A 21110-nucleotide genomic window follows, 5' to 3' on the forward strand; every position below is an offset into this window, starting at 1 on the left:
CCTCAGTATAACAAGCGGGTGTGGTAGGATACTCGCCGCAATGCGGAGCTGATCCTCATCGTATCAGAGCTCGTCGGGGCGCAGCCGTGCTGATCTCCTATAGCCGCCAGTTCCTCTTCGTCCACATCGCCAAGACCGGCGGGACGAGCGTGCGCGCGGCCCTGCGCCGCTACCGCTGGGGCGGCTGGTACACCCTGCCGCTGTGGCTGGCCGCCCAGGCCGACCAGCTGACCCGGCCGCGCCACAAGCTGGGGCTGCGCTTCCCCCGGCACGCCAAGGCGGTGGCGGCCCAGGAGATGCTCCCGGCGCCGGTCTTCCAGGGGCTGTTCAAGTTCACCGTGGTGCGCAACCCCTGGGACCTGCAGGTCAGCTCCTGGCACCACATCCGGCGCGAGAAGCCCGAGGTGCTGCGGGGCGTGGACACCTTCGCCGACTTCCTGCGCCTGAAGTTCGACCCGGAGCGGCCCTACGACTACATGCTCGATATCTCCGCCGAGCGCCAGCACGAGTACCTCGTGGGGCTCGACGGCGAGGTCATCGTCGACTACATCGGCCGCTACGAGCGCCTGCAGGCGGACTTCTCGGCCATCTGCCGGCGCATCGGCATCCCCGAGCCGGCGCTCCCCCACCGCCGGCGCGCCGCCGACCGGACCGACTACCGCCGCTACTACACCGATCCGCTGATCGAGCAGGTCGCCGAGCACTACCGGCGGGACATCGAGCTGCTCGGCTACACCTTCGACGGCGCCCGCGAGGAGGCCGCATGAGCCCATCGAGGCCGCCGGTGCTGCTCCACATCGGCCTGCACAAGACCGGCACGCGCTTCCTCCAGCGCGAGGTCTTCGCGCAGCTCGACCCGGAGCGCTACCGCTACAACCCGGAGCCGCTCGCCTCGGCGCTGCGCCAGGCGGTGCGCCACCCCGGCGACGCCGCGTGCGCGGCGCGGCTGCGGGAGGCGGTGGCGGCGTGGCGCGGCTCGGGCGACGGGCGCACGCTGGTGCTCTCCGAGCCCCACATCTCCGGGGACATGTACAGCAGCCACTGCGACTACGCCGAGAACCTGGCGCTGATGCGCGAGCTCTTCCCCGAGGCGCGGGTGCTCTTCTTCGTCCGCAAGCAGGCGGACTGGCTGCAGTCGGCCTACCGCCAGCACCTGGCCAAGGGCAAGCCGGTGCCTATCGAGGTGTTCCTCAACTTCTACGACGGCGCCTTCCGCCCCCGGGTGGCCCGGCAGGTCTACGGGGCGCGCAACGTCGAGGCGCTGACCCTGCGCTTCCTGGCGATCTACCGCGCCTACGCCGAGGCCTTCGGCGAGGCGGCCGTCTACCTGCTGCGCCAGGAGGACCTGCGCGCCCGGCCGGAGGCGGTCAAGGCCCTCGTCGCCCACGCCCTCGGGCAGCGGGCGCTGCCCGAGCCGCCCCGCCGGCGCGGGCACAACCGCAGCTACTCGGCCCTGGCGATCCACCTCTTCCACCCGACGGTGCTGCGCCGCTACCCGCCGCCCGGCCCGGCCGCGGCCCGCGGCCGCCGCATCCCGCAGCGGCTCAACGACGCCCTCGCCCCGCTGCGCCGGCTGCGCCGCGCCCTGATCCAGCACGCCTTCGACCGCGTGCTCTACTACGACTGGGACCTGCTCGCCCGCCACGGCATGCGCGAGCAGATCGAGGCGCACTACGCCGCCGAGAACGCCGAGCTCGAGCGCATCGCCCACCGCCAGCTGGCGCGGGTGGGCGAGGGGGAGCCCGCCTCGGCTCAGGGGGCGTAGCCGAGGGCGCGCAGCGGCTCGGCGTGGGCCTCGGCGAAGGCGGTTAGCTCCGGGTCGTTGCGGTAGGCGAAGGCCCGCGAGGCGTCGAGGCGCCGCCCCTGCGCCTCGATCTGCGCCTCATCGACCGCCATGCCGCAGAACGCCACGATCCGCCGGAGGTGATCGACGGGCTCGGCGAGGAGGTCCTCGTAGCGCAGCTCCAGGGCCTGGGCGCCGAGCTCGGCGGCGTGCGCCCGGGCGCGGCGGGTGTAGGCGGACCACAGGGCCAGCCCGCCGTCGAGGGTGCCCACCGAGGGGGCGTGGCCGAAGCCGCTGCGCTTGGGGGCGAGGGGGTTCAAAGTATAGAGGGCGCGGCGGCCGCGGTAGCGGGCGATGGCCCGGGAGACCGCCTCGCTGCGCCGGGCGCGCAGGCTCTCGGCGACGTCGACGCCGTGGCGGGTGATGTGCAGCACCCGCGCCTGCGGGAAGAGGGCCCGCCACACCGGCAGGGTGTAGGTGGTGCGCGGGTCCTTGAAGCCCCACGGCTCGCCGATGCGGTGCAGGGAGCGGTAGCGCCGCCAGCGCCGGAGGCCGAGGTAGCGCGCCGCGGCCGGCCCCGCGGTGACCCCGCGCAGGTAGTCCTCGACCCAGGGGCGTGTCTGCTCGTCGGCGAGCAGGGCGTCGATGCCCGCCGGCCGCTCCCAGGTCGCGCTGGCCTGGCGGAAGAGCCAGTAGTTCAGGGCGTTGGTGAACCGGCACTCGGCGTTGCGGGTGGTCCCGCGGCCGATGTAGAGGCCGAGCGCCTCGAGCGTGCGGGTGAGCATGCTCGTCCCGGAGCGGTGCATGCCGATGAGCAGGATGGGCGGGCGTGCGGTCATGGCTACCTGGCGAGGCTGGACGGGGCGGCCTCGCTGGCGGGGGGTGCCGCCGGCGAGGCCTGGAACTGCAGGCGGTAGAGCTGGGCGTAGCGGCCGTCCCGGGCGAGGAGCTCCGCGTGCGTGCCCTGCTCGACGATCCGGCCATCCTCGATGAAGAGGATCCGGTCGGCGTGCTCCACCGTCGAGAGCCGGTGGGCGATCACGAAGGCCGTGCGGTCCGCCATCAGGCGCTCGAGGGCCGCCTGGACGGCGCGCTCGGACTCGGCGTCGAGGGCCGAGGTGGCCTCGTCGAGCAGGAGGATCGGCGCATCCTTGAGCACCGCCCGGGCGATGGTGATGCGCTGGCGCTGCCCGCCGGAGAGCAGGGCGCCGTGCTGGCCGACCGGCGTGTCGAAGCCCTGGGGCAGCTCCTCGATGAACGGGCGGGCGTGGGCGATCTCCGCCGCCCGCCGGATGGCCGCCTCCGAGACCGGCCCCTGGGCGCCGTAGGCGATGTTCTCGGCCACCGTGCCGCTGAAGAGGATGTCGTTCTGGGTGATCGGGGCGATCTGGCGGCGCAGGTCCTCGAGCCGGTACGCCGGCAGGGGGGCGCCGTCGAGCCGGATCTCCCCGGCGGTGGGCTCGTAGAAGCGCATCAGCAGGTGGATGAGGGTGCTCTTCCCGCCCCCGGAGGGGCCGGTGAGCGCCACCGTCTCGCCGGGGGCGGCCTCGAGGTCGATCCCCCGCAGCACCTCGCGGCGGCCGTCGTAGGAGAAGCGCACCCCGCGGTACGCAATGTGCCCCTCGGCCCGGTCGAGGGCGCGGCGGCCGTGATCCGGCTCCGGCGGGGTGTCGACGAGCTCGAAGAGGCCCTCGGCGGCGGTGAGCCCCTTCTGGAGCTGGGCGCTGAGCTTGGCGATGCGCTTCAGGGGGGTGTTCAGCAGCAGCATGGCGCCGAGGAAGGAGGTGACCGTGCCGACGGTCAGGGTCTCGACGACGGCCTCCATCGTCGCCAGGGCCATGGTGATGGCCAGGGCGGCGGCCACCACGAGCCGGATCAGCGGCACGCTGGCGTAGCGGGTGGCGAGAAAGCGCATGAAGCGCCGCCGGTTCTGCTCGTTGAGCCGCTCGAATCGCCGGCGCTCCCGCTGCTCCTGGCCGAAGAGCTTGATCTCCTGCTGGCCGTGGACGCTCTCCTCGGCGACCCCCCCGATACCGCCCACGGCGCGGTGGATCCGCCGGCTCAGCCGCCGGAAGCGGTTGTTGATGTAGGCGATAATGCCGCCGACCAGCGGCAGCACGAGGGCCATGATCAGGATGAGCCAGGGCGAGAGGTAGACCATGTAGGCGGCGATGAGCACGACCGTGACCGCGTCCCGGAAGACGGTCACGATGACCTTGCCGGTAGCCTGGGCGGTCTGGTTGGCCTGGTAGGTCAGCCGCGAGACGAGCTGCCCGGTCGAGAGCTGCTCGAAGGCCGCGTACGGCATGGCGAGCAGCCGATCGTGGGCCTCGAGCCGCAGCCGCTTGACCAGCCGCAGGCTGATCCACGAGCTCAGGTACTGCGAGAGGAAGAAGGCCACCCCCTGGAGGACGAGGAGCCCGAGCAGGAGCCCGGCGAAGAGCCGGAGCGTGGCAGCGTCGCGCTCGACGAGGCCGTCGTCGAGGAGCGGGCGGATGAGGGCGACGATCCCCGTCTCGGTGGCCGAGTAGAGGACCATCGTCACGATCGCCACCAGGCCGATGCGCCAGTGGGGCAGGACGTAGCCGCGGAACAGCCGCTTGAAGGTGGGCCAGGAGGGCCGGTTCGCCAGGCGGTTGGCAGCCGTCGCTGTGCTCAAGGGGCCTCTACTCTCCTGCTCAGCGGGCGCTCAAGGAAGCGTGCCCACGTAGGATACGGCAAAGCGCCTGATGGCGGTAAGACAATCTTCGGGGCAGGCACCTGCGACGCCGGAGTGGCGGGGTTGTCATCCCTTTGTCATACTTACCGGCCAATCGGTCTATAAGGACAGGGAGCCATGGAACGTCTCCTCCTGAGCCTGGATCCTACGGCGATCAGCGCGACTCTCCTCGTGCGCACCCCCGGTGAGCGGCTACGCCTTAACCTGGGCGGTGCCCTCCTCCCGGGGCCGGTCCGGCGAGGGCGCTGGGACCGGCGGACGCTGCCGGTCGAGGCGCACCCCGTCTATCGCCTCATGTACCGCCTGGACGCCTGCGGCTACGAACCGGAGGCGGGGGTGGTGGCCTTCGAGGCGTACTTCCGGGAGCGGGGGCTCTCCCTCGCCGCGGCTCGGGAGAAGGCAAGGCGCAAGGGGGCTGCGCTGGTCCGGCGCTACGCCGGCCTGGTGCAGGGCATGGCCGCCGAGGGCTACCGGCCGGGCCGAGCCCCGGACGAGATCGGCGTGGCCATCGCCCGGGACGGCACGCTGCTCAAGGCCCCCGGCGGCCAGCACCGCTTCGCCGCGGCCCGGCTGCTGGGGCTTGATCGCGTCACCGCCGAGGTTCGCTACATCCACCGGGATTGGCAGCGAGGCTGCAGCGGTCTCGATCCCGTGAGCCTCTGCGCCTGCATCGGGGAGCGGCTCGGGCCGGCCTGCTCTTTGGAGGGGCCCGTGGCGGCTGCCTAGGTGGCCACGCCGAGGGCGGCGAGGTAGGCCGCCGCCGAGGCCTCCGCCCGGAAGGGCTCGGCGGCGGCGCGCAAGGTCGCCGCCGACGGCGGGTCGGCCAGCACCCGCTCCAAGCCCTCGGCCACGGCGCGGTCGTCTCCCACCGGCGCCAGGGGGCCGACGGCGCCGTCCTGGAGGATCTCCCCGGGGCCTACGGGGCAGTCGGTGGCCACTGCCGGCGTGCCGCAGGCGAGGGCCTCTACCAGCACGGCGCCCGAGCCCTCCCGCCAGGAGGTCAGCGCGAAGGCGTCGGCCCGCGCCATGTAGCGGTAGGGGTTGGGCTCGAAGCCGGGGAGCCGGACGTCCGCCGCGATCCCGAGCGCCGCCGCCTGGCGCTCCAGGGCGCCGCGCTCGCCGCCCTCGCCGAGGATGATCAGCCGGGCCGGCCGGCGCTGGCGCAGGTGCGCGAAGGCGCGCAGCAGGGTCGCCAGATCCTTGCGCGGCTCCAGGGAGCCCGCGGCGAGGACCACCGGCGGCCCCTCGCCGCCGAGCCACTCGTCGTCGACGGGCTCGGCCGCCAGGCGCTCCAGCCGCGCCGTGACGATGGGGTTGGGGATGACGTGGAGCCGCTCGGCCGGGACGCCGGCCAGCTCACGGAGCTCCTCGCCGAGCCCCTGCGAGGGGCAGACGACCGCCTCTGCCCGGGGGTACCAGCGCCGCATGGCGCGCAGCAGCCGCCGGCCGCGCCGGGGGCCGAGGGCCTCGGCCTGGCCGCGCAGGGTCATGCCCATGCGGATCACCACCCGGCTCGGCAGCCGGGTGAGGTAGCGGGCCTGGAGGGCCGCGCGGTTGAGGCGGTGGCTCGCCGTGAGCAGCGCCTGCGGGCGCTCCCGGCGGAGGTAGCGGACCAGGCCCGGCAGGACGGTGTTGCGGTGGGCCGCCGGCAGGGGACAGTCGCGGACGTTGGCGGGGAGCGCCTCCAGGTAGGGGCCGTGGCCGCGGATGCGCAGGAGGTCGAAGGCCTGGCCCGAGCGCGCGAGCTCGGGGAGCAGGTTGGCGACGACCCGGTCCACGCCGCTGTGCCCGGAGGTGGCGAAGAGCAGGGCGATACGGCCGTCCTCGGTCACGCCGGGCCCCTACTGGCTGTAGCCGAGGTAGCGCTGGTAGAAGGGGTCGAGCTGCTCGTTGATCACCCGCTCGACGTAGGCGAGGTCCTCGCCCTGCAGGTACTCCCGGTAGCCGCCGACCTCCCCCTTGCGGGTCTTGAAGGTCTCCGGGTCGCTGGCGTCCCGGGCGGCGAGGCGGCTGGTGCCGAAGGCGTTGCGCGCCTCGAGCCGGCGCATGTTGCTGAAGTCGCAGAACGCCACGGCGCTCTGGATGGCCTCATCGCTTATCCCCGGGATGCCGAGGAACGCCAGCGCGCGGCGTAGCTCGCCGGCGGTGTCCTGCTGGAGGTCCTCGTAGGTGACCAGGTGGAAATCGGCCGGGGTGCCCCGGTTGGCGGCCCAGAGGTTGTAGAAGGCGACGATGGTCTCGATACCGCCTCGGCGCTGGTGGACGAACTCCTCAAGGGAGCCGGAGAAGTTCGCATTGCGCCGGGTGTTCTGGAAGTAGGAGGAGACCAGCACGTCCCGGGGGTCACGGACCATGAACAGGACCTTGCGGCCGGTGTAGCTCGACTTGTCCGGGTCGATCTCCTCCGGGCAGCAGAACTCTGGCCCCCCGTCGTGGTGCTGGAGGATGTAGGGGACGGAGCGCCAGGGCCTGGCAAATCGCCGCAGCTTCATGGGGTTGCGGAGCCTGTGGCCGTAGTGCCCTTCCAGCGCCTTGCCGAGGAGCAGCACCAGCCACGTCCGGCCGCACTTCGGATAGGAGATCAAGTGCGCGTCGGCCCGCCACTTGCGCCACTGGCGGCGGCCGGTCTGGATGGCACGTCCTACGGCGGTACGCCGGCGGGTGATGGCAGTCATAGGGGTAGAGCTCCTGGGATGAGCGTCGCCGATAAGCCGAGGGCCGTTGTTGGGGTTTGGAAGCCACAGTATTCCATCACACCGAGGCCGGTGGGGCGAAGGTTCAGCGGCACCTGCAGATGGAGGGCTCGCTGCTAAGGGTCCGGATGTGGTCTAATCCGAGCGCTTATACTTCCCTCGCCTGAGGCGTTATGATCGTCTGCCATAGGCACCGCCTGATCTTCATCAAGACTCGCAAGACAGCCGGCAGCAGCATCGAGATCGCCCTGTCGAGCCTGTGCGATGCTGGCGATATCGTGTGGCCTTTCGCGGATTGTGTGGGTAACAGCCGGTTACCGCGGGGGTAGTAGGCCGATGGCCTGCCCCGATATGTTGTGCCTCGCCGCCCCTGCCAAGCGAGGAGATGCCATGGCTCAAGAGCACGCCCTGTTCACCGCCGCACTGGGGCTGAGCGCGCCCTGGGAAGTCAGCGACATCCGCTTCGACGCCGAGGCCAAGCGCATCGACTTTGATGTCACCTTCGCCAGTAGCAGCCGCTTCGCCTGCCCGGCCTGCGGCGCCGAGGGGCAGCCGGTCCATGACACCCGCGAGCGCACCTGGCAGCACCTGCACTTCTTCGAGCACCAGGCCTACATCCACGCCGCCGTGCCGCGGGTCCATTGCCAGGCGTTCGGGAAGACCAAGCAGGTCGAGGTGCCCTGGGCGCGCCCGGAGAGCGGGTTCTCGGAGCTGTTCGAGGCCCTGGTCATCACCCTCTGCCAGCAGATGCCGGTCCGACAGGTCGCCGCCTATCTGGGCATCGGCGACGACCCGGTCTGGCGCATCCTGGATCACTACGTCGGGGCTGCCCGCGCCCAGGAGGACTTCAGCGGCGTCCGTGCGGTCGGCATCGACGAGACGGCCTCGCGCCGGGGGCAGAACGACATCACGGTCTTCCAGGAGCTCGAGGAGCGGCGACTGCTCTTCGCCTGCGAGGGCCGGGACCAGGCGACGGTGGGCCGCTCTGCCGAGGATCTGCGCGAGCACGGTGGCGAGCCGGCATCGGTCGAGGCGGCGTGCATCGACATGAGCAAGGCGTACATCGCCGGCGTGCAGCGGCACTTGCCCCAGGCGGCGATCACCTTCGATGCCTTCCATGTCGTCCAGCTGGCGAATAACGCCGTCGACCAGGTCCGCCGCACCGAGGTGCGCACCGAGCCGGAGCTCAAGCGCACCCGCTGGGTCTGGCTCAAGGACGCCTGGCGCCACTCGCTCCAGCAGCTCACCGAGCTCCATCACCTCTCGCGGATGCGGCTGAAGACCGCCCGCGCCTGGCGGCTCAAGAACGCCCAGATCCAGGCGGCCAAGGCGCGCGCCCGAGGCTTTCGCACCACGTGCAACCTGATCACCGTGTGCGATCTCATCGGCGGCAAGTTCACCCGTCTGCCTGCGTCACCCTACGGCACAACATGTAAGTCGGCGGCCGCCTGACCTGATGGCTAAGTTACCCACACAATCCGGGAAGGTGCCCATCTGATTGGGAACTATTCATACCTCAAGATCGTTTTGAGGTTTTCGAGGGTGACGCTGAGGATTAGAATTTTAACCTTTTCAGGAGTAAGATTTGGAAAGCGAAAAAATCTTTGTTGTGTCTTTGCATCGGACGATGACTCGAAGTACGGATATTCTTTTGTCTATGCTCGGTTATTCGACGATGCACTTTCCTAAGTTCTTTAACGGTCGGAATCTCATGGAGGAGGTTGACGGGGTAGAGGGTGAACCTGAGGCGGTCATTAGGGTATTGGATGAAGTCATAAGAAGTCGGGACGCTTTTAGTGACGTGCCTTTTCCCGGGCTTTATCGTCAATTGGCTTCTTGGTGGCCAAACAGTCGATTTATATTGGTTTATCGTGACCCTAATGAGTGGGCTCAGAGCGTGCATGGACATATTCGAAAAAGACGTTTATCGCCATATAACAGAATCCAGTACAATCCTTATATTGCAGACTCTGTAAATTATTTAAAGGATTTATCCAGGGATGAGTTGTGTCGTGTCCATGAAAAGCACACTGAATCCGTCATAAGTTATTTTTATGAGGAGCTTGGGGAGCCAGAAAGGCTCTGCGCTGTAGATGCTCGCAAAGGCAAAGTTGGTGAAACTATATCAGAGTTTTTAGGGTATCCACCGCAATCTTTGCCTCGGTTCTCTGGAAGGCCTTCTAGTGAGGACTTAAAAGTTTGTAGAGAGTGGATAAAGAAAGCCCCTTGGAAAGCAGATGCATACTACCATTTGGCAAAAAATCTTCGCCATAAGAAGGATTTAGAGGAAGCAAAAAAATGCTTGTCTCTTGCTGTTGAAATAGAGCCAGATCAGCCAAAATTTTACGCGGCTTTAGCAAAAGTTTGCAGAGAAAGGGGGGAGCGTCGAGAATCAGCGGAATACGGAGAGGTGGCAATCTCAAAGGGCCTTCGTAAGCCTTACTTGTTTCGAGAGGCAACAGTTGATTTTTTTTGGTCAGGTAGTTGGGGCAAATCAGCTTCTATGCTCTTGAGGAATTTGAGAGGAAGATAAAGATTACTTTCTTAGTGCTTAAAAATTATGCTGTTTGGCGGTTGCAGCAGGTGCAACCAAGGAAAAACGATTTACTTGTTTGTTAGTGTATTCCTCAGGGGCTGACAAGCAGTTAGTCTGATCAAGGGGGTATCTTGAGAAAAAACCCAGCTTTTATGACGTTTGGCTCTTTTCGTCTGGGTGTGCGGCCGACTTTTCGGCGCATACACATATCTAGATTTGGGCGTTTCGTGTATTATGGGATCCCTAAATCAGCTAATTCGACAATAGTTCGAACTCTCATAGAGATGAATCCATCGATAAAAATTCTTGGGGGTTACGACGATGTCTCCGCAAAAAGAGAGGCACATGCCCATCCTTTTGATGTAACGCTGGGTGATACCTTCCGAATCAAAAAAAACTACTACGCTTTTACCTTTGTTAGAAATCCCTATGATAGAGTTTTGTCAGCTTACCTTGACAAGATGAGGGCAGGACATAAAAAGATCCAGAAGGTTCGCTCTCGTGTCGCCTTTTCTGGGGAGTTTCCCGATTTTAGTGACTTTGTCTTTTATCTTGAGCAGGGAGGGTTGTATGACGATATACATTGGGCGCCCCAACACAATTTACTTCCGCCGTTTAAAAAGCTCGATTTAATAGGTCGAGTAGAAAATCTGGAGTCGGATCTCAAGGAGGTTACGGCAAGAATTTTCCCGGGGATTCCTTATCAAGGTCCTGTCGATTCTCGCTCCCACGCGACCGGCGCTTCAGGAAAGCGGTATAATTACTATACGGCCAACCTCCGGAAGCGAATTGAGCGTCTTTATAGAAAAGATTTTAAGAAGTACGGCTATTGTTGGAGAGAATGACTCTCTGGCATCTCGGTGACAATTGATGGTGGGCAAATCTCTTTAGTCTTCTCAGGTTTCAATGTGCCGGGTTTTTGGTGCAAGCGCCGATGATCTTGATGGCTAATTAAAGGCTAAGCGATTGAAGCGCAAGACCTTAATCTGAAATGCCCCTGCGTTTAGCACACCTCGAGGATGAAGGTCTTTGGCAGATGTAAAGTCGTCAATTCCGAGAGATCAGCTGAAGGTCTACGTGCCCACGACCAACCGCTAGCGCTTTTCCAAAGGGCGTTTAGTCACTATTGCCAAAAGTTCGACTTTACGTGGCCGGGGGTTGGGCGGGCGGTGAGACTGGTGTATAGTTCTGGCGCCTTTGCGCGAATCGCGCGGCTTCGACTGAGAGACTTACATGCAACGTACAGTTCCAGCACCGTGGTTCAGCTTCGCTAAGTGGCGTGAGTCGATCGCCTTTCCACTGGCTTCAGTCGGCCTTCTCTTAGTTGGCTTTGACGCCTCGCCGTTCGGTCCGACTCCTCTCTACCTAGGACTGTCGCTATTGCTTCTGGGGTTGCCGTTGTTCCCCTGGAAGACGCTTTGCTATGGGCGTAGCGCTTCCTTGTTGGCTGGGCTCGCAACGGCTGCGGCGCTATGGGTCCTGCTGCGTAGCGGGCTCGGCGCCTTGAGCCCTTTGGTCCCCGCCGAGTCGATCGATCCCAACTCCTGGTGGGACTACTTCCGTTCGAGCGGGGTCTTTGCCCTGCTGATTGGCCTCTGGGTCGCCGCCTTCCCGCGCTCGGCCCTGTGGGGGCTCGCGGGTATGCTGCTAGGGATGATCGCTCATCCGCTGGCTGCTCAATTTTGGACTGAGATAGGTGGCCCCCTGGCTGGGCAGGGCCGTCTAGAGCTGGGGCTCAGCCCGAATTTTCTCGGTAACTACACGGCGGCGATGGTTGGTATCGGGGGGGTCCTGATCCTCTATGGAGTTGCCCGGCTCGTAGAGCGCCGGGATTCAGCAGTAGGGTGGGGAGCGTTCCTCCTCGGTCTCTATTCGCTATGTGTCTATACCTCGATGTGGATCGCTTCCGGGTCGCGCCACGCTTGGATTGCCGGGGTTGTTAGTGTTCCCGTGGTCCTGGCGGTCTTCCTCGTATGGGGACAGCGCAATCGGGATGGACTGGTCCCCGTACGCTACTGGATAGGGGGAGGAGCCGCTATCCTGGCCTTGGTCGCAGTGCTCGCCTTTAGCTTCAAGGGGGTACTGGTCGAGCGATTCGGCGACTCGGCGCAGACGATTCGGGCCTTAGTGACCCTGCAGCCGGAGCATATTGAGACCGAGTCGTTGGGTCAGCGAGTACTCATGTGGGCTCAAGGATGGGAGCAGCTCCAGCAACACCCTTGGGGAGGGTGGGGGCCCGGTGGTGTCCCCTATGTGCGTGGTTTGGCTGAGCACCACAAGATCGCGGGTGGTACCAACTACCACAATACTTACCTCCATATGGCAGTGGGTATGGGGATACCATGGGTTCTTTTGTGGCTAACCCTCAACGGCGCGATGATTGCCGGGGCGATCCGCTCGGTCAGCGGGTGGGGTCTTGATGCCGTCATCGTTGGGGCCGGATTGAGCCTGACGTTGGTAGTCTTGGTCAGCGGGCTGGCCGAGTATCGTCTGCACAGCGTTGATGGCTTCGGCATGTACCTCTTTGGTACTGGCCTGCTGATGGGTTGTGCCTTACGTCTTAGTCGTGACGTGGAATCAGGCCCATGACCTCCAAGTAGCGCTGGGCCACGGAACCGCTACGGAAGCGCTCTAGGCTGGCAGCGAGGGCCTCTTGCGGTGGGGGAGAGGCGAGAGACCGATGCATTCCCTGGGCTAGGGCTTCGGCATCACCGACAGGCACGATAGGGCCCCAGCGCCCCGATTCGAGGATTTCCCGGGGGCTAGAGGGGCAGTCGGTAGCCACCACCGGCAGCCCTGTCGCTAGTGCCTCAATGAGGACATTCGCTAAGCCCTCATAGCGAGAGGAGAGGACAAAGAGACTCGCTCGGTAGAGCCAAGGTAGGGGATCGGTTACGAAACCTGGTAGGTCTACTTCCTGTGTGATGCCTAGTTCGTCGGCTAACGTTTCTAGGTCGCCACGCAGTGGCCCCTCCCCGAGAATAATCAGACGAGCGGGCTGCACTTCGCGCAGCCGCGCAAAGGCGCGCAGGAGCGTGGCGAAGTCCTTCTGCGGAGTCAGGCGTCCCATGCCTACGATCACCGGTGGGCCTGAGCCCTGCAGCCAGGGGTGCGTTACCGGCTGCTGCATACGCTCGGGAAACTCGGGGGTGATTGTGGGATTATAGATGGTCGTAACCTGGCCCGGGAGCATGCGAAAGTGGGTCAGGAAATCGTCACGGACCCCTGTCGAGACCGCTATGGCGCCATTGGCTTGGGGATAGAGCCACTGCGCCGTACGCCACTGCAATTTCCGGCGGAGGGTTGCGCTGAGTGTATTGGTCAGCTTGATGTAGATGGGTACAGAGCCACGTGTGATTGTCCGAGCGATCAGGGCCGCCTTGGCAGCGTGATCCTTGGCAGTGAGCAGGGCATCGGGGGGGGCATGGCGGAGCCGACGGGCGAGCTTGACTGCAGTATCCGCCTTACCGCCGCTGTCGAGGTCAACGATCTCTACCTCCGCTGGGAGGCGCTCAGGATAGGGGATTTGACCGCCCCTGGCGAGGAGAAGCTCGACAGCTACCCCTCGGGCGAGGAACTCTCGGCTCAGGGTGACGATCTTACCCTCGATACCTCCCCAAGCCTTGAGGGGGGCGAGGATGGCGAGGCGTGGTTTTGGCAAGGGGCTATTCTCCTTCGGTGGCTCCTATTAGGAATATGCCGGAGTGTAGACCTACTTTTCAAGTGCTTCCTGCATCCCGATGACTTAGTGCCTATCCGAATAACCCCGTCGCCGCTTACCGGAAGGCGATCAGGGTGCAGGCAAGATGGAGCGTTGCCGTGGGATATGGAGGCCATCTTCCCCAAGCGCACCAGGGCGCTCTAGGGTTATTCGGAGAGGCACTTAGGGTGTTACGATAATTGGCCGGTATCAAAACCTTGGTGACCAAAAAATGAGTATACTCTCATTTTAAGCGAGGGTGGTTGGGAATAACATGAGTGATTGGCCTGCTTCCGACGGCGCATTATCTGGAAAGAGGAGTCGACCCGTAAGCGGATAGAAAGTGGTGTTGTAAAATATGTTACGTTTAAACTTGATTTTTGCGGGTTAAGTATATGTCTTCGAAGATTGCTATATTTGGAAGCTTTAACCCTCAAGGCGGTATTCAGAGGCGTTTAGCTAATGTAATAAAAGTGTGGGTGAGTTGGGGCATAGAGGTAGAGATAATTAGCTATCGTAGCGGTTCGCTTTTTTACCCAGATGAGTTGTCTGGGCGTGTTAGTTTTGTGGACCTCGGCACGTATGGGAAGGTCAGCACATCCTGTCGGCTGTGGCAGCACCTAAAGCGTACGAGCCCTGCAGCAGTGCTCAGTACGATGCATACAGCAAACGTTATATTGGCCCGGCTTCCTGGTTCCTCCTTAAACGGAACCCGGCGCATATTAAGCGTGCCGAATAGCTTCGGGGAGTCGGAAAAGAGACCTCCCAAAAAGAAGGCGAAGAAGTTAAAACAGGTTCGCCGGCTTTACCCGAGAGCAGATGGTATTGTTGCGATTTCGAGTGGGGTTGAGCGTTCTCTAGTAGAGACAATTGGCCTTAAAGAAGTGCCGATCCGTTGCATTTTTAACGGCTCGGTTACCAATGAGAATATGAGGCGTGCCCGCGCGGAGCCTGACCATCCGTGGTTTAAAGATGGCAAAGAGGCTGAGGTTGTCCTCACGGTTGGGCGGCTTGCTCGACAAAAGGATCAGCATAGGCTGATTGATGCCGTAGCATCCCTGCGTGAAGAGAGGGATGTGAAGCTGGTCATAGTTGGAGAGGGGCCCTTGAAGCAAGATTTAATAGAAAGGGCGAGTCAATATGAAGACTCCGGGGAATGGCTCTCGATGCCGGGGTTCTTGAGTAATCCTTACGCACTCATGGCGCGCTCGGATTGCTTTGTCTTGTGCTCTTTGTGGGAAGGTTTTCCAAACGTCTTAGCAGAGGCCTTAGGGGTGGGGGCCCGTGTAGTCGCGACTGATTGCCCGAGTGGTGCTCGGGATATACTAGATGGTGGACGTTACGGGCATTTGATACCGGTTGGAGATACGCAAGCCCTGAGATATGCCATAAAGCGGGTCCTTGATGGCGACTATCCAAGTTATGACGTTACGGAGGCGGTCTCGAGGTTTACGGATGAGTATGTTGCGCGCCAATACCTCGAAGTCTTCGGTATAGATCGCGGCTGAATATTTTTTAGAAGGTTCGCCGCTGATGTCTTGTGAAGTTTGTATTCCGGAGGTCCTTTGAAAGTACTATTCATCGCCGGCACCGGCCGCAGTGGCACCACCCTCGTCGACATCCTGCTCGATACCCACAGCCAGGTAACGGCCCTCGGGGCCACGCCGCTCATGCCGCGCAAGTTCAGGCGCCAGGGCGGCTGCGCCTGCGGCGCCCCGACGCTCTCGCAGTGCCCCCTCTGGTCCCGCGTGGACGCCGTCCTCCGGGAGCGGCACGGGCGCAGCCTGGCCTCTCTGGACCTGGAGGCGAGGGATTTCGACGTCTTCAGCGAGGACAACCGGATCTTCTTCGAGGCCGCCGCCGAGGCGGGCGGCACACCTTATGTCACGGACGCCTACAAGTCGCCCCGGCGCCTGTGGCGGCTGCTCTCGGTGCCCGGCATCGAGGTCGTCCCGATCCACGTCCTGCGCGATGCGCGCGGCTACGCCTACTCGCAGCGCAAGCGCAAGCGCCACCTCCTGCGTACCGCCTTTACCTACACGTACCGCTCGATCCTCTTCTACGCCATCCTGCGCCGCCGCGAGCACCTCGTGCTCGAGTACGAGCAGCTGGCTCGGGATCCGGAAGGGGTGCTGAGCCAGGTCATGGCGTACCTCGGCCTGGCGCTCGAGCCGGCGCAGCTGCGCTGGGCGGAGTACCCGCACCACAATAAGGAGGCGAAGGGGCTCCTGAAGAAGACGGCGGGGAGCGCGATCCGCCCGGACACCGGCTGGCGCCAGTCCATGCCGATCCGGACCCAGCGCCTGATCAACGCGGTGGCCTGGGCCGGCAACCGCCTGAACCGCCTCAAGGAGCGCCGCTGGGGCCTCGCCCGGGCAGGGGCGGTCTCGGGGTGATCACCCGCAGGCGGGGGCGTCGCCGATCAGGAGCTCGAGGTAGCGCGCCGCGCTGAGCTCGGCGCGGTAGGCCGCGACGGCCTCCTGGAGGTGCGCGGCCGCCGGCGGCTCGTCGAGGGTCGCCTGGATGGCCTGCGCCAGGGCGGGGGCGTCCCCGACGGGGACCAGGGGGCCGACCCGCCCCGCCTGCAGGGTCTCCCGGGGGCCGCTGGGGCAGTCGGTGGCGACCGCCGGCACGCCGAGGGCGAGCGCCTCGGTCAGCACGTTGGGGGAGCCCTCCCAGGCGGAGCTGAGGACGAAGAGGTCGGCGCGGGCCAGCCACCGGTAGGGGTTGGACTGGAAGCCGGGCAGCAGCACGTCGGCCTGCACCCCGAGCGCCTCGGCGAGGCGCTCGAGCTCGCCCCGCTCCGGCCCCTCGCCGAGGAGGATCAGCCGGCACGCCCGTGCGCGGCGCACCTGCGCGAAGGCCTGGACCAGGGTGGCGAAGTCCTTCTGCGGCCGGAGCCGGCCGATCCCCATGAGGACGGGGGCCTCGCGCTGCGGCCCGAGCCACGGGTGGGGGACTGGGGCCTCGGCCAGCTGGTGGAGCCGCGGGGTGATGACCGGGTTGCGCACGACGCGGATCCGCTCCGGGGCGATTCCCGAGACGGCCGCGACTTCCGCGGCGACCCCGTCGGAGACGGCGACGACGGTGTCGGCGCGACGGCAGGCTGTGCGCAGGGCGCGCAGGCGCCACCAGCGCTTGAGGCGCGGGGCATTGGCGAGGGAGGCGGAGGCGGTGTTGCCGAGCCGCAGGACGAGGCGGGTCGAGACCCCCGATAGCGCCCGGGCCCTGGCGACGGCCCGGCCGGCGCGCTCCTTGGCGACGAGCAGGGCGCTCGGGCGCCGGCGCCGCAGGTAGCGGGCCAGCGGCAGCACCGCGAGGGCGGCGGAGGCGCCGATCCGGGTGACCTGGACGCCCTCGGGGATCCGCTCGCGGTGGCCCCCCTCATCGCGCAGCAGGACCAGGTCCACCGGATACCCCTGCTCGGCGAACTCGGCGACGAGGTTGAGGACCATGTGCTCGACGCCGCCGTCGCCGGAGAGCGACAGCACGACGGTGAGGCGGGGTAGGGACGTTCGGCTCGTCACTGCGGGATCGGCCGCCTGGAAGGGCCCGGCTCAGGCCTCGGCGAGCGAGACGGCGCCGCGGATGGAACTCGGCCCCGTGAACGCCGCCCAGAGCTCGCGGTAGGTCTGCCCCTGGGTGGGGTGGCGCTGGGTGGGGGCGATATCGGCGAGCGGGCGCAGGACGAAGTCGAACTTGAGGATCTCGCGGCGCGGCAGCGTGGCCGGGTCGCCGTCGACGACGGCCTCGCCCCAGCTCAGCAGGTCGAGGTCGAGGGTGCGGGCGGAGAACTTCGGCCCGGAGCGCTGCCGGCCGTGGGCGCTCTCGATCTCGTGGAGGGCGGCCAGCACCGCCTCGAGGGGCTCCTCGGCGTCGAAGCCGGCGGCGAGGTTGTAGAAGGCCGCGCCCTCGAAGCCCACCGCCTCGCTCTCGTAGACGGGGGAGAAAACGATGCCGGGCCACCGGGCGCGCAGTGCGGCCAGGGCCGAGCGGATGTTGCGCTCGCGGTCGATATTGCTGCCGATGCTGAGATAGGCCCTCACTGCCACTGGCCCCCCCGCTCGATGGTCACCCCGACGTCGTCGGCGCCCCGGAGCGCGCCGGGCTTGCTGACCGACAGCCGGAGCCAGGGGACGCCGAACTCCTCGCGGACGATGCCGGCGACCTGCTCGGCCAGGGTCTCGACGAGGAGGAACTCGCTGTCGCCGACGAAGCCGATGATGCGCTTGCCGATGGCCTTGTAGTCCAGGGCGTCCTCGATGGCGTCCGTGGCGGCGGCCTGGGCGATGTCGGCGGCCATCTCCAGGTCGATGCGCACCCGCTGGCGGATGCGCCGCTCCCAGTCGAAGATGCCGATGACGGTCTCGACCTCGAGGCCGCGGATGAAGACAGTATCCATAGCCCCGTAAGTCTCCCGGCCCGCGGCCTCGAGATCAAGGGCTGCGGCGCCTGCGCCGGTCCTGGGGCGAGGGCGGCCCCGGAAACGAGAAGGCCCCGCCGAGCCGGGCTCGACGGGGCCTCGTATCGCGGCGCCAGGGCGCCGGATGGCGCAGGGCCGGCCTACATCATGCCGCCCATGCCACCCATGCCGCCCATGCCGCCCATGTCGCCGCCACCGCCGCTGCTGTCGTCCTCCTTCTGCGGGAGGTCGGCGACCATGGCCTCGGTGGTGAGCATGAGCGCGGCCACGGAGGCGGCGTTCTGCAGCGCCGAGCGCGTGACCTTGGTCGGGTCGAGCACGCCGGCCTGGACCAGGTCGCCGTACTCGCCGGTGGCCACGTTGTAGCCGAAGTTGCCGCTGCCCTCCTTGACCTTGTTGACGATCACGGAGGCGTCCTCGCCGGCGTTGGCGACGAGCTGGCGCAGCGGCTCCTCCATGGCCCGGCGGACCAGGGCGACGCCGCGAGTCTGCTCCTCGTTCTCGCCCTGGAGGCCCTCCAGCGCGGCCAGCGCCCGGACGAGGGCGGTGCCGCCGCCGGCGACGATGCCCTCCTCGACGGCCGCACGGGTGGCGTGCAGGGCGTCCTCGACGCGGGCCTTCTTCTCCTTCATCTCGACCTCGGTGGCCGCGCCGACCTTGACCACGGCGACACCGCCGACGAGCTTGGCGACCCGCTCCTGGAGCTTCTCCTTGTCGTAGTCGGAGGTGGACTCCTCCATCTGGGTGCGGATCTGGTCGACCCGGGCCTTGATGTCGTCGTGGCGCCCGGCGCCGCCGACGATGGTGGTCTCCTCCTTGGAGATCTGGACGCGCTTGGCCGTGCCGAGGTCGTCCACGGTGGCGTTCTCCAGGGTCATGCCGACCTCATCGGAGATCACCGTGCCGCCGGTGAGGATGGCGATGTCCTGGAGCATGGCCTTGCGCCGGTCGCCGAAGCCGGGCGCCTTGACGGCGGCGACCTTGACGATGCCGCGCAGGTTGTTGACCACCAGCGTGGCCAGGGCCTCGCCCTCGACCTCCTCGGCGACGATCAGCAGCGGCCGGTTCTGCTTGGCCACGCCCTCGAGCAGGGGCAGCAGGTCGCGGATGTTGGAGATCTTCTTGTCGTGGAGGAGGATCGCGGCGTCCTCGAGCTCCGCCTTCATCGCCTGCTGGTCGGTGACGAAGTAGGGCGAGAGGTAGCCGCGATCGAACTGCATGCCCTCGACGACATCCAGCTCGTTGTCCAGGCCGGAGCCCTCCTCGACGGTGATGACGCCTTCCTTGCCGACCTTGCCCATGGCGTCGGCGATGATCCGGCCCACCGACTCGTCGGAGTTCGCGGAGATGGTGCCGACCTGGGCGATGGAGTTGTCGTCCTCGCAGGGCTTGGAGAGGTCGTTGACGAGGTAGTTGGAGACGGAGTCGGTCGCCTTCTCGATGCCCTTCTTGAGCTCCATGGGGCTCATGCCGGCGGCGAGCGACTTCATGCCCTCGCGCAGGATCGACTGGGCGAGGACCGTCGCCGTGGTGGTGCCGTCGCCGGCGACGTCGGAGGTCTGGGAGGAGACCTCCTTGAGCATCTGGGCGCCCATGTTCTCGAAGTGGTCCTCGAGCTCGATCTCCTTGGCGACCGAGACGCCGTCCTTGGTCACCGTCGGCGAGCCGAAGCTCTTCTCGAGCACGGCGTTGCGCCCGCGCGGGCCGAGGGTGACCTTGACGGCGTTGGCCAGCTGGTTGACGCCGGACATCATGCGCTGGCGCGCATCGTCGGAGAAGCGGATCTCTTTCGCTGCCATGGGTTGTTTCCTCTACTCGGTCCTGGTGTTCGGTGTGCCGCTGTACCGCGCTGCGTAGGAGGCTCGCTCCGCGCGCGGCGCCTTACTCGAAGACGGCCATGACGTCGTCCTCGCGCATGACGAGGTAGTCCTCGCCGTCGATCTTGACCTCGGTGCCGGCGTACTTGCCGAAGAGGACTTGATCGCCGGGCTTGACCTCGACCGGCCGGCGCTCGCCGTTGTCGAGGGCCTTGCCGTGGCCGACGGCGATGACCTTGCCCTTCATCGGCTTCTCGGCGGCGGTGTCGGGGATGACGATGCCGCCCGGCGAGGTACGCTCCTCCTCGAGGCGCTGGATGACCACACGATCGTGCAGGGGACGGATGCTCATCGGTCCTCTCTCCCTTCTCGGTTGCTCTTGTTCGGTGTGTGGAGCTCGTGCAGTGGCGACTCGCTGCGCTGTTAGCACTCGCTCTCTGTGAGTGCTGATAATAGCGATCGATGCCCGTACGTCAAGGGGTTGGCCCACGGGCCGAGGGGCTCGCCACCGCCCGGCACTCCGTGTATGCGGACGCCGGTGCTAGAATTCAACCCCGCGCAGCGGAACGATTGCCCCAATAGGGGGTCGCCTGAGCGAGAGGAGGGATCGAGTCATGGCGAGCACGCACCTGATCGCCCTGTGCACATGCCCCGACGAGGCGACCGCGCGGCGGCTGGCCTCGGAGGTCGTGGAGGCGGGCCTCGCCGCCTGCGTCAACATCCTCCCCGGCGTGACCTCGGTCTTCTACTGGGAGGGCGAGGCGCAGAGCGAGCCGGAGCAGCTGCTGCTGATCAAGACGACGGATACCGCCTACAGCCGGCTCGAGGCGCACCTCGTGGCGAGCCACCCCTACGAGCTCCCGGAGGTCGTCGCCGTCGGCATCGAGAAGGGGCTGCAGGGCTTTTTGGACTGGATCGCCCAGCAGGCGCGGTAGGCGGCCAGGCGAAAGCACCGGGACTGAACCGAGGGAGCCGAGGATGCAAGGGATAAGGGCCGGTCAGCTTGGGAGTCGCGGGCTGGGAGCGCTGCTCCTGGGGGTGTTGCTGCTCGGGGCGGTGGGCGCCGCCGCCCAGCAGGCCGACCCGCGGGCGCTCTTCCCCCTCGCCGCCGAGCGGGCCGGGGAGCGCCAGCTCGTCGCCCGCTGGGAGATCCCCGAGGACCACTACCTCTACCGCGGCAAGCTCGACTTCCAGCTCGTCGGCACGGACAACGCCATCGCCGAGGTGACGCTGCCGAGCGGGACGCCGTACGAGGACGAGTTCCTCGGGCGGGTCGAGGTCTACCGCGATACCCTCCAGGTCCACATCGAGGCCGAGCGCCCCCTCGGCGAGGGGGTCCGGCTGCGGGCGCAGTTCCAGGGCTGCAACGAGGCGCAGGGGGTCTGCTACCCGCCCACGAGCGTCGAGGCCGGCCTCGGCGCTCGTGGGCGGGTAGCAGA

Annotated in this window: 21 protein-coding genes; 11 read left to right on the forward strand and 10 right to left on the reverse strand. The window is 66.0% G+C overall.

All coding sequences use genetic code 11. From position 1 onward, the window contains the following. Window positions 1-86 precede the first annotated feature (86 nt). Both CKO13_RS01005 and CKO13_RS01010 read left to right on the forward strand, forming a co-directional pair. Complete coding sequence (locus tag CKO13_RS01005; RefSeq protein ID WP_200255964.1) at window positions 87-767, forward strand: sulfotransferase family 2 domain-containing protein; 681 nt, start codon at window positions 87-89, stop codon at window positions 765-767. Continuing rightward, window positions 764-1765, forward strand: a complete 1002-nt coding sequence (locus tag CKO13_RS01010) for a hypothetical protein (RefSeq protein ID WP_200255967.1) — start codon at window positions 764-766, stop codon at window positions 1763-1765. The genes CKO13_RS01005 and CKO13_RS01010 overlap by 4 nt, the downstream gene beginning before the upstream one ends. Here the strand turns inward: CKO13_RS01010 and CKO13_RS01015 are convergent. Both CKO13_RS01015 and msbA read right to left on the reverse strand, forming a co-directional pair. Next, complete coding sequence (locus CKO13_RS01015) at window positions 1753-2622, reverse strand: sulfotransferase family protein (RefSeq protein WP_200255968.1); 870 nt, start codon at window positions 2620-2622, stop codon at window positions 1753-1755. The genes CKO13_RS01010 and CKO13_RS01015 overlap by 13 nt on opposite strands. A 2-nt stretch (window positions 2623-2624) precedes the next feature. Beyond that, window positions 2625-4442 carry a lipid A export permease/ATP-binding protein MsbA gene (gene msbA, locus CKO13_RS01020; RefSeq protein WP_200255969.1) on the reverse strand — a complete coding sequence of 606 codons (1818 nt, stop codon included), beginning with the start codon at window positions 4440-4442 and terminating at the stop codon, window positions 2625-2627. A gap of 177 nt (window positions 4443-4619) precedes the next feature. Between msbA and CKO13_RS01025 the strand changes: the two genes are divergently transcribed. After that, the gene (locus CKO13_RS01025) at window positions 4620-5228 is read left to right on the forward strand and encodes a hypothetical protein (protein WP_200255971.1); all 609 of its coding nucleotides are present in this window, start codon (window positions 4620-4622) and stop codon (window positions 5226-5228) included. Here CKO13_RS01025 and CKO13_RS01030 read toward each other — a convergent pair. Beyond that, window positions 5225-6334, reverse strand: coding sequence for a glycosyltransferase (locus tag CKO13_RS01030; protein ID WP_338034550.1), 1110 nt, complete (start codon window positions 6332-6334; stop codon window positions 5225-5227). The two genes, CKO13_RS01025 and CKO13_RS01030, sit on opposite strands and share 4 nt — an antisense overlap. A gap of 9 nt (window positions 6335-6343) precedes the next feature. Then, entirely contained in the window at window positions 6344-7177 is an 834-nt protein-coding gene (locus tag CKO13_RS01035; RefSeq protein WP_200255973.1) for a sulfotransferase domain-containing protein, read from the reverse strand. 408 nt (window positions 7178-7585) lie between these two features. Here CKO13_RS01035 and CKO13_RS01040 point away from each other — a divergent pair, with 408 nt between their 5' ends. The 4 genes from CKO13_RS01040 (at window position 7586) to CKO13_RS01055 (ending at window position 12320) form a co-directional block, all read left to right on the forward strand. Then, complete coding sequence (locus tag CKO13_RS01040) at window positions 7586-8647, forward strand: ISL3 family transposase (protein ID WP_200255975.1); 1062 nt, start codon at window positions 7586-7588, stop codon at window positions 8645-8647. Window positions 8648-8780: 133 nt separating this feature from the next. Continuing rightward, on the forward strand, window positions 8781-9728 hold the full coding sequence (locus tag CKO13_RS01045; RefSeq protein WP_200255977.1) for a sulfotransferase: 948 nt from the start codon (window positions 8781-8783) through the stop codon (window positions 9726-9728). A gap of 155 nt (window positions 9729-9883) precedes the next feature. Beyond that, entirely contained in the window at window positions 9884-10576 is a 693-nt protein-coding gene (locus CKO13_RS01050; protein ID WP_242467828.1) for a sulfotransferase family protein, read from the forward strand. Between the two features lie 388 nt (window positions 10577-10964). Continuing rightward, entirely contained in the window at window positions 10965-12320 is a 1356-nt protein-coding gene (locus tag CKO13_RS01055; RefSeq protein WP_200255981.1) for an O-antigen ligase family protein, read from the forward strand. Here the strand turns inward: CKO13_RS01055 and CKO13_RS01060 are convergent. Next, entirely contained in the window at window positions 12292-13329 is a 1038-nt protein-coding gene (locus CKO13_RS01060; protein WP_338034552.1) for a glycosyltransferase, read from the reverse strand. The two genes, CKO13_RS01055 and CKO13_RS01060, sit on opposite strands and share 29 nt — an antisense overlap. 497 nt (window positions 13330-13826) lie before the next feature. On the opposite strand from CKO13_RS01060, the gene CKO13_RS01065 reads away from it, so the two are divergent. Together CKO13_RS01065 and CKO13_RS01070 are read left to right on the forward strand one after the other, a co-directional pair. Next, window positions 13827-14939, forward strand: a complete 1113-nt coding sequence (locus CKO13_RS01065; RefSeq protein WP_200255985.1) for a glycosyltransferase — start codon at window positions 13827-13829, stop codon at window positions 14937-14939. Between the two features lie 57 nt (window positions 14940-14996). Beyond that, entirely contained in the window at window positions 14997-15827 is an 831-nt protein-coding gene (locus tag CKO13_RS01070; protein ID WP_200255987.1) for a sulfotransferase, read from the forward strand. Here the strand turns inward: CKO13_RS01070 and CKO13_RS01075 are convergent, their stop codons facing one another. The 5 genes from CKO13_RS01075 to groES all read right to left on the reverse strand — a co-directional run bounded on the left by CKO13_RS01075 (window position 15828) and on the right by groES (window position 20023). After that, complete coding sequence (locus tag CKO13_RS01075; RefSeq protein WP_338034551.1) at window positions 15828-16958, reverse strand: glycosyltransferase; 1131 nt, start codon at window positions 16956-16958, stop codon at window positions 15828-15830. A 30-nt stretch (window positions 16959-16988) separates the two neighbouring features. Beyond that, window positions 16989-17477: a 2-amino-4-hydroxy-6-hydroxymethyldihydropteridine diphosphokinase gene (folK, locus tag CKO13_RS01080; protein WP_200255989.1), complete on the reverse strand. Its 489-nt coding sequence runs from the start codon at window positions 17475-17477 to the stop codon at window positions 16989-16991. After that, the gene (folB, locus tag CKO13_RS01085) at window positions 17474-17833 is read right to left on the reverse strand and encodes a dihydroneopterin aldolase (RefSeq protein ID WP_200255991.1); all 360 of its coding nucleotides are present in this window, start codon (window positions 17831-17833) and stop codon (window positions 17474-17476) included. The genes folK and folB overlap by 4 nt, the downstream gene beginning before the upstream one ends. Before the next feature lie 161 nt (window positions 17834-17994). Beyond that, a complete protein-coding gene (groL, locus tag CKO13_RS01090) occupies window positions 17995-19653 on the reverse strand; it encodes a chaperonin GroEL (RefSeq protein ID WP_200255993.1) in 1659 nt (552 codons plus the stop codon). A gap of 82 nt (window positions 19654-19735) precedes the next feature. Next, window positions 19736-20023 carry a co-chaperone GroES gene (groES, locus tag CKO13_RS01095; RefSeq protein WP_200255995.1) on the reverse strand — a complete coding sequence of 96 codons (288 nt, stop codon included), beginning with the start codon at window positions 20021-20023 and terminating at the stop codon, window positions 19736-19738. Window positions 20024-20285: 262 nt separating this feature from the next. Between groES and cutA the strand changes: the two genes are divergently transcribed. Beyond that, window positions 20286-20606 (forward strand): divalent-cation tolerance protein CutA, encoded by a 321-nt coding sequence (cutA, locus tag CKO13_RS01100; RefSeq protein WP_200255997.1) that lies wholly within the window; start codon window positions 20286-20288, stop codon window positions 20604-20606. 43 nt (window positions 20607-20649) lie between these two features. Beyond that, on the forward strand, window positions 20650-21110 hold a 461-nt coding region (locus CKO13_RS01105), incomplete at its 3' end, for a protein-disulfide reductase DsbD N-terminal domain-containing protein (RefSeq protein WP_200255999.1).

Origin of the sequence: Halorhodospira neutriphila, assembly GCF_016584055.1 — a bacterium.
In the GTDB taxonomy this organism is placed as follows: domain Bacteria; phylum Pseudomonadota; class Gammaproteobacteria; order Nitrococcales; family Halorhodospiraceae; genus Halorhodospira; species Halorhodospira neutriphila.

Bases quoted from the DNA above. Each gene is read 5' to 3' on its own strand.
- CKO13_RS01010 (WP_200255967.1), top strand. From the start codon at position 764: ATGAGCCCATCGAGGCCGCCGGTGCTGCTCCACATCGGCCTGCACAAG.
- CKO13_RS01015 (WP_200255968.1), bottom strand. From the start codon at position 2,622: ATGACCGCACGCCCGCCCATCCTGCTCATCGGCATGCACCGCTCCGGG.
- CKO13_RS01025 (WP_200255971.1), top strand. From the start codon at position 4,620: ATGGAACGTCTCCTCCTGAGCCTGGATCCTACGGCGATCAGCGCGACT.
- CKO13_RS01035 (WP_200255973.1), bottom strand. From the start codon at position 7,177: ATGACTGCCATCACCCGCCGGCGTACCGCCGTAGGACGTGCCATCCAG.
- CKO13_RS01040 (WP_200255975.1), top strand. From the start codon at position 7,586: ATGGCTCAAGAGCACGCCCTGTTCACCGCCGCACTGGGGCTGAGCGCG.
- CKO13_RS01050 (WP_242467828.1), top strand. From the start codon at position 9,884: ATGACGTTTGGCTCTTTTCGTCTGGGTGTGCGGCCGACTTTTCGGCGC.
- CKO13_RS01055 (WP_200255981.1), top strand. From the start codon at position 10,965: ATGCAACGTACAGTTCCAGCACCGTGGTTCAGCTTCGCTAAGTGGCGT.
- CKO13_RS01065 (WP_200255985.1), top strand. From the start codon at position 13,827: ATGTCTTCGAAGATTGCTATATTTGGAAGCTTTAACCCTCAAGGCGGT.
- folB (WP_200255991.1), bottom strand. From the start codon at position 17,833: ATGGATACTGTCTTCATCCGCGGCCTCGAGGTCGAGACCGTCATCGGC.
- groL (WP_200255993.1), bottom strand. From the start codon at position 19,653: ATGGCAGCGAAAGAGATCCGCTTCTCCGACGATGCGCGCCAGCGCATG.
- groES (WP_200255995.1), bottom strand. From the start codon at position 20,023: ATGAGCATCCGTCCCCTGCACGATCGTGTGGTCATCCAGCGCCTCGAG.
- cutA (WP_200255997.1), top strand. From the start codon at position 20,286: ATGGCGAGCACGCACCTGATCGCCCTGTGCACATGCCCCGACGAGGCG.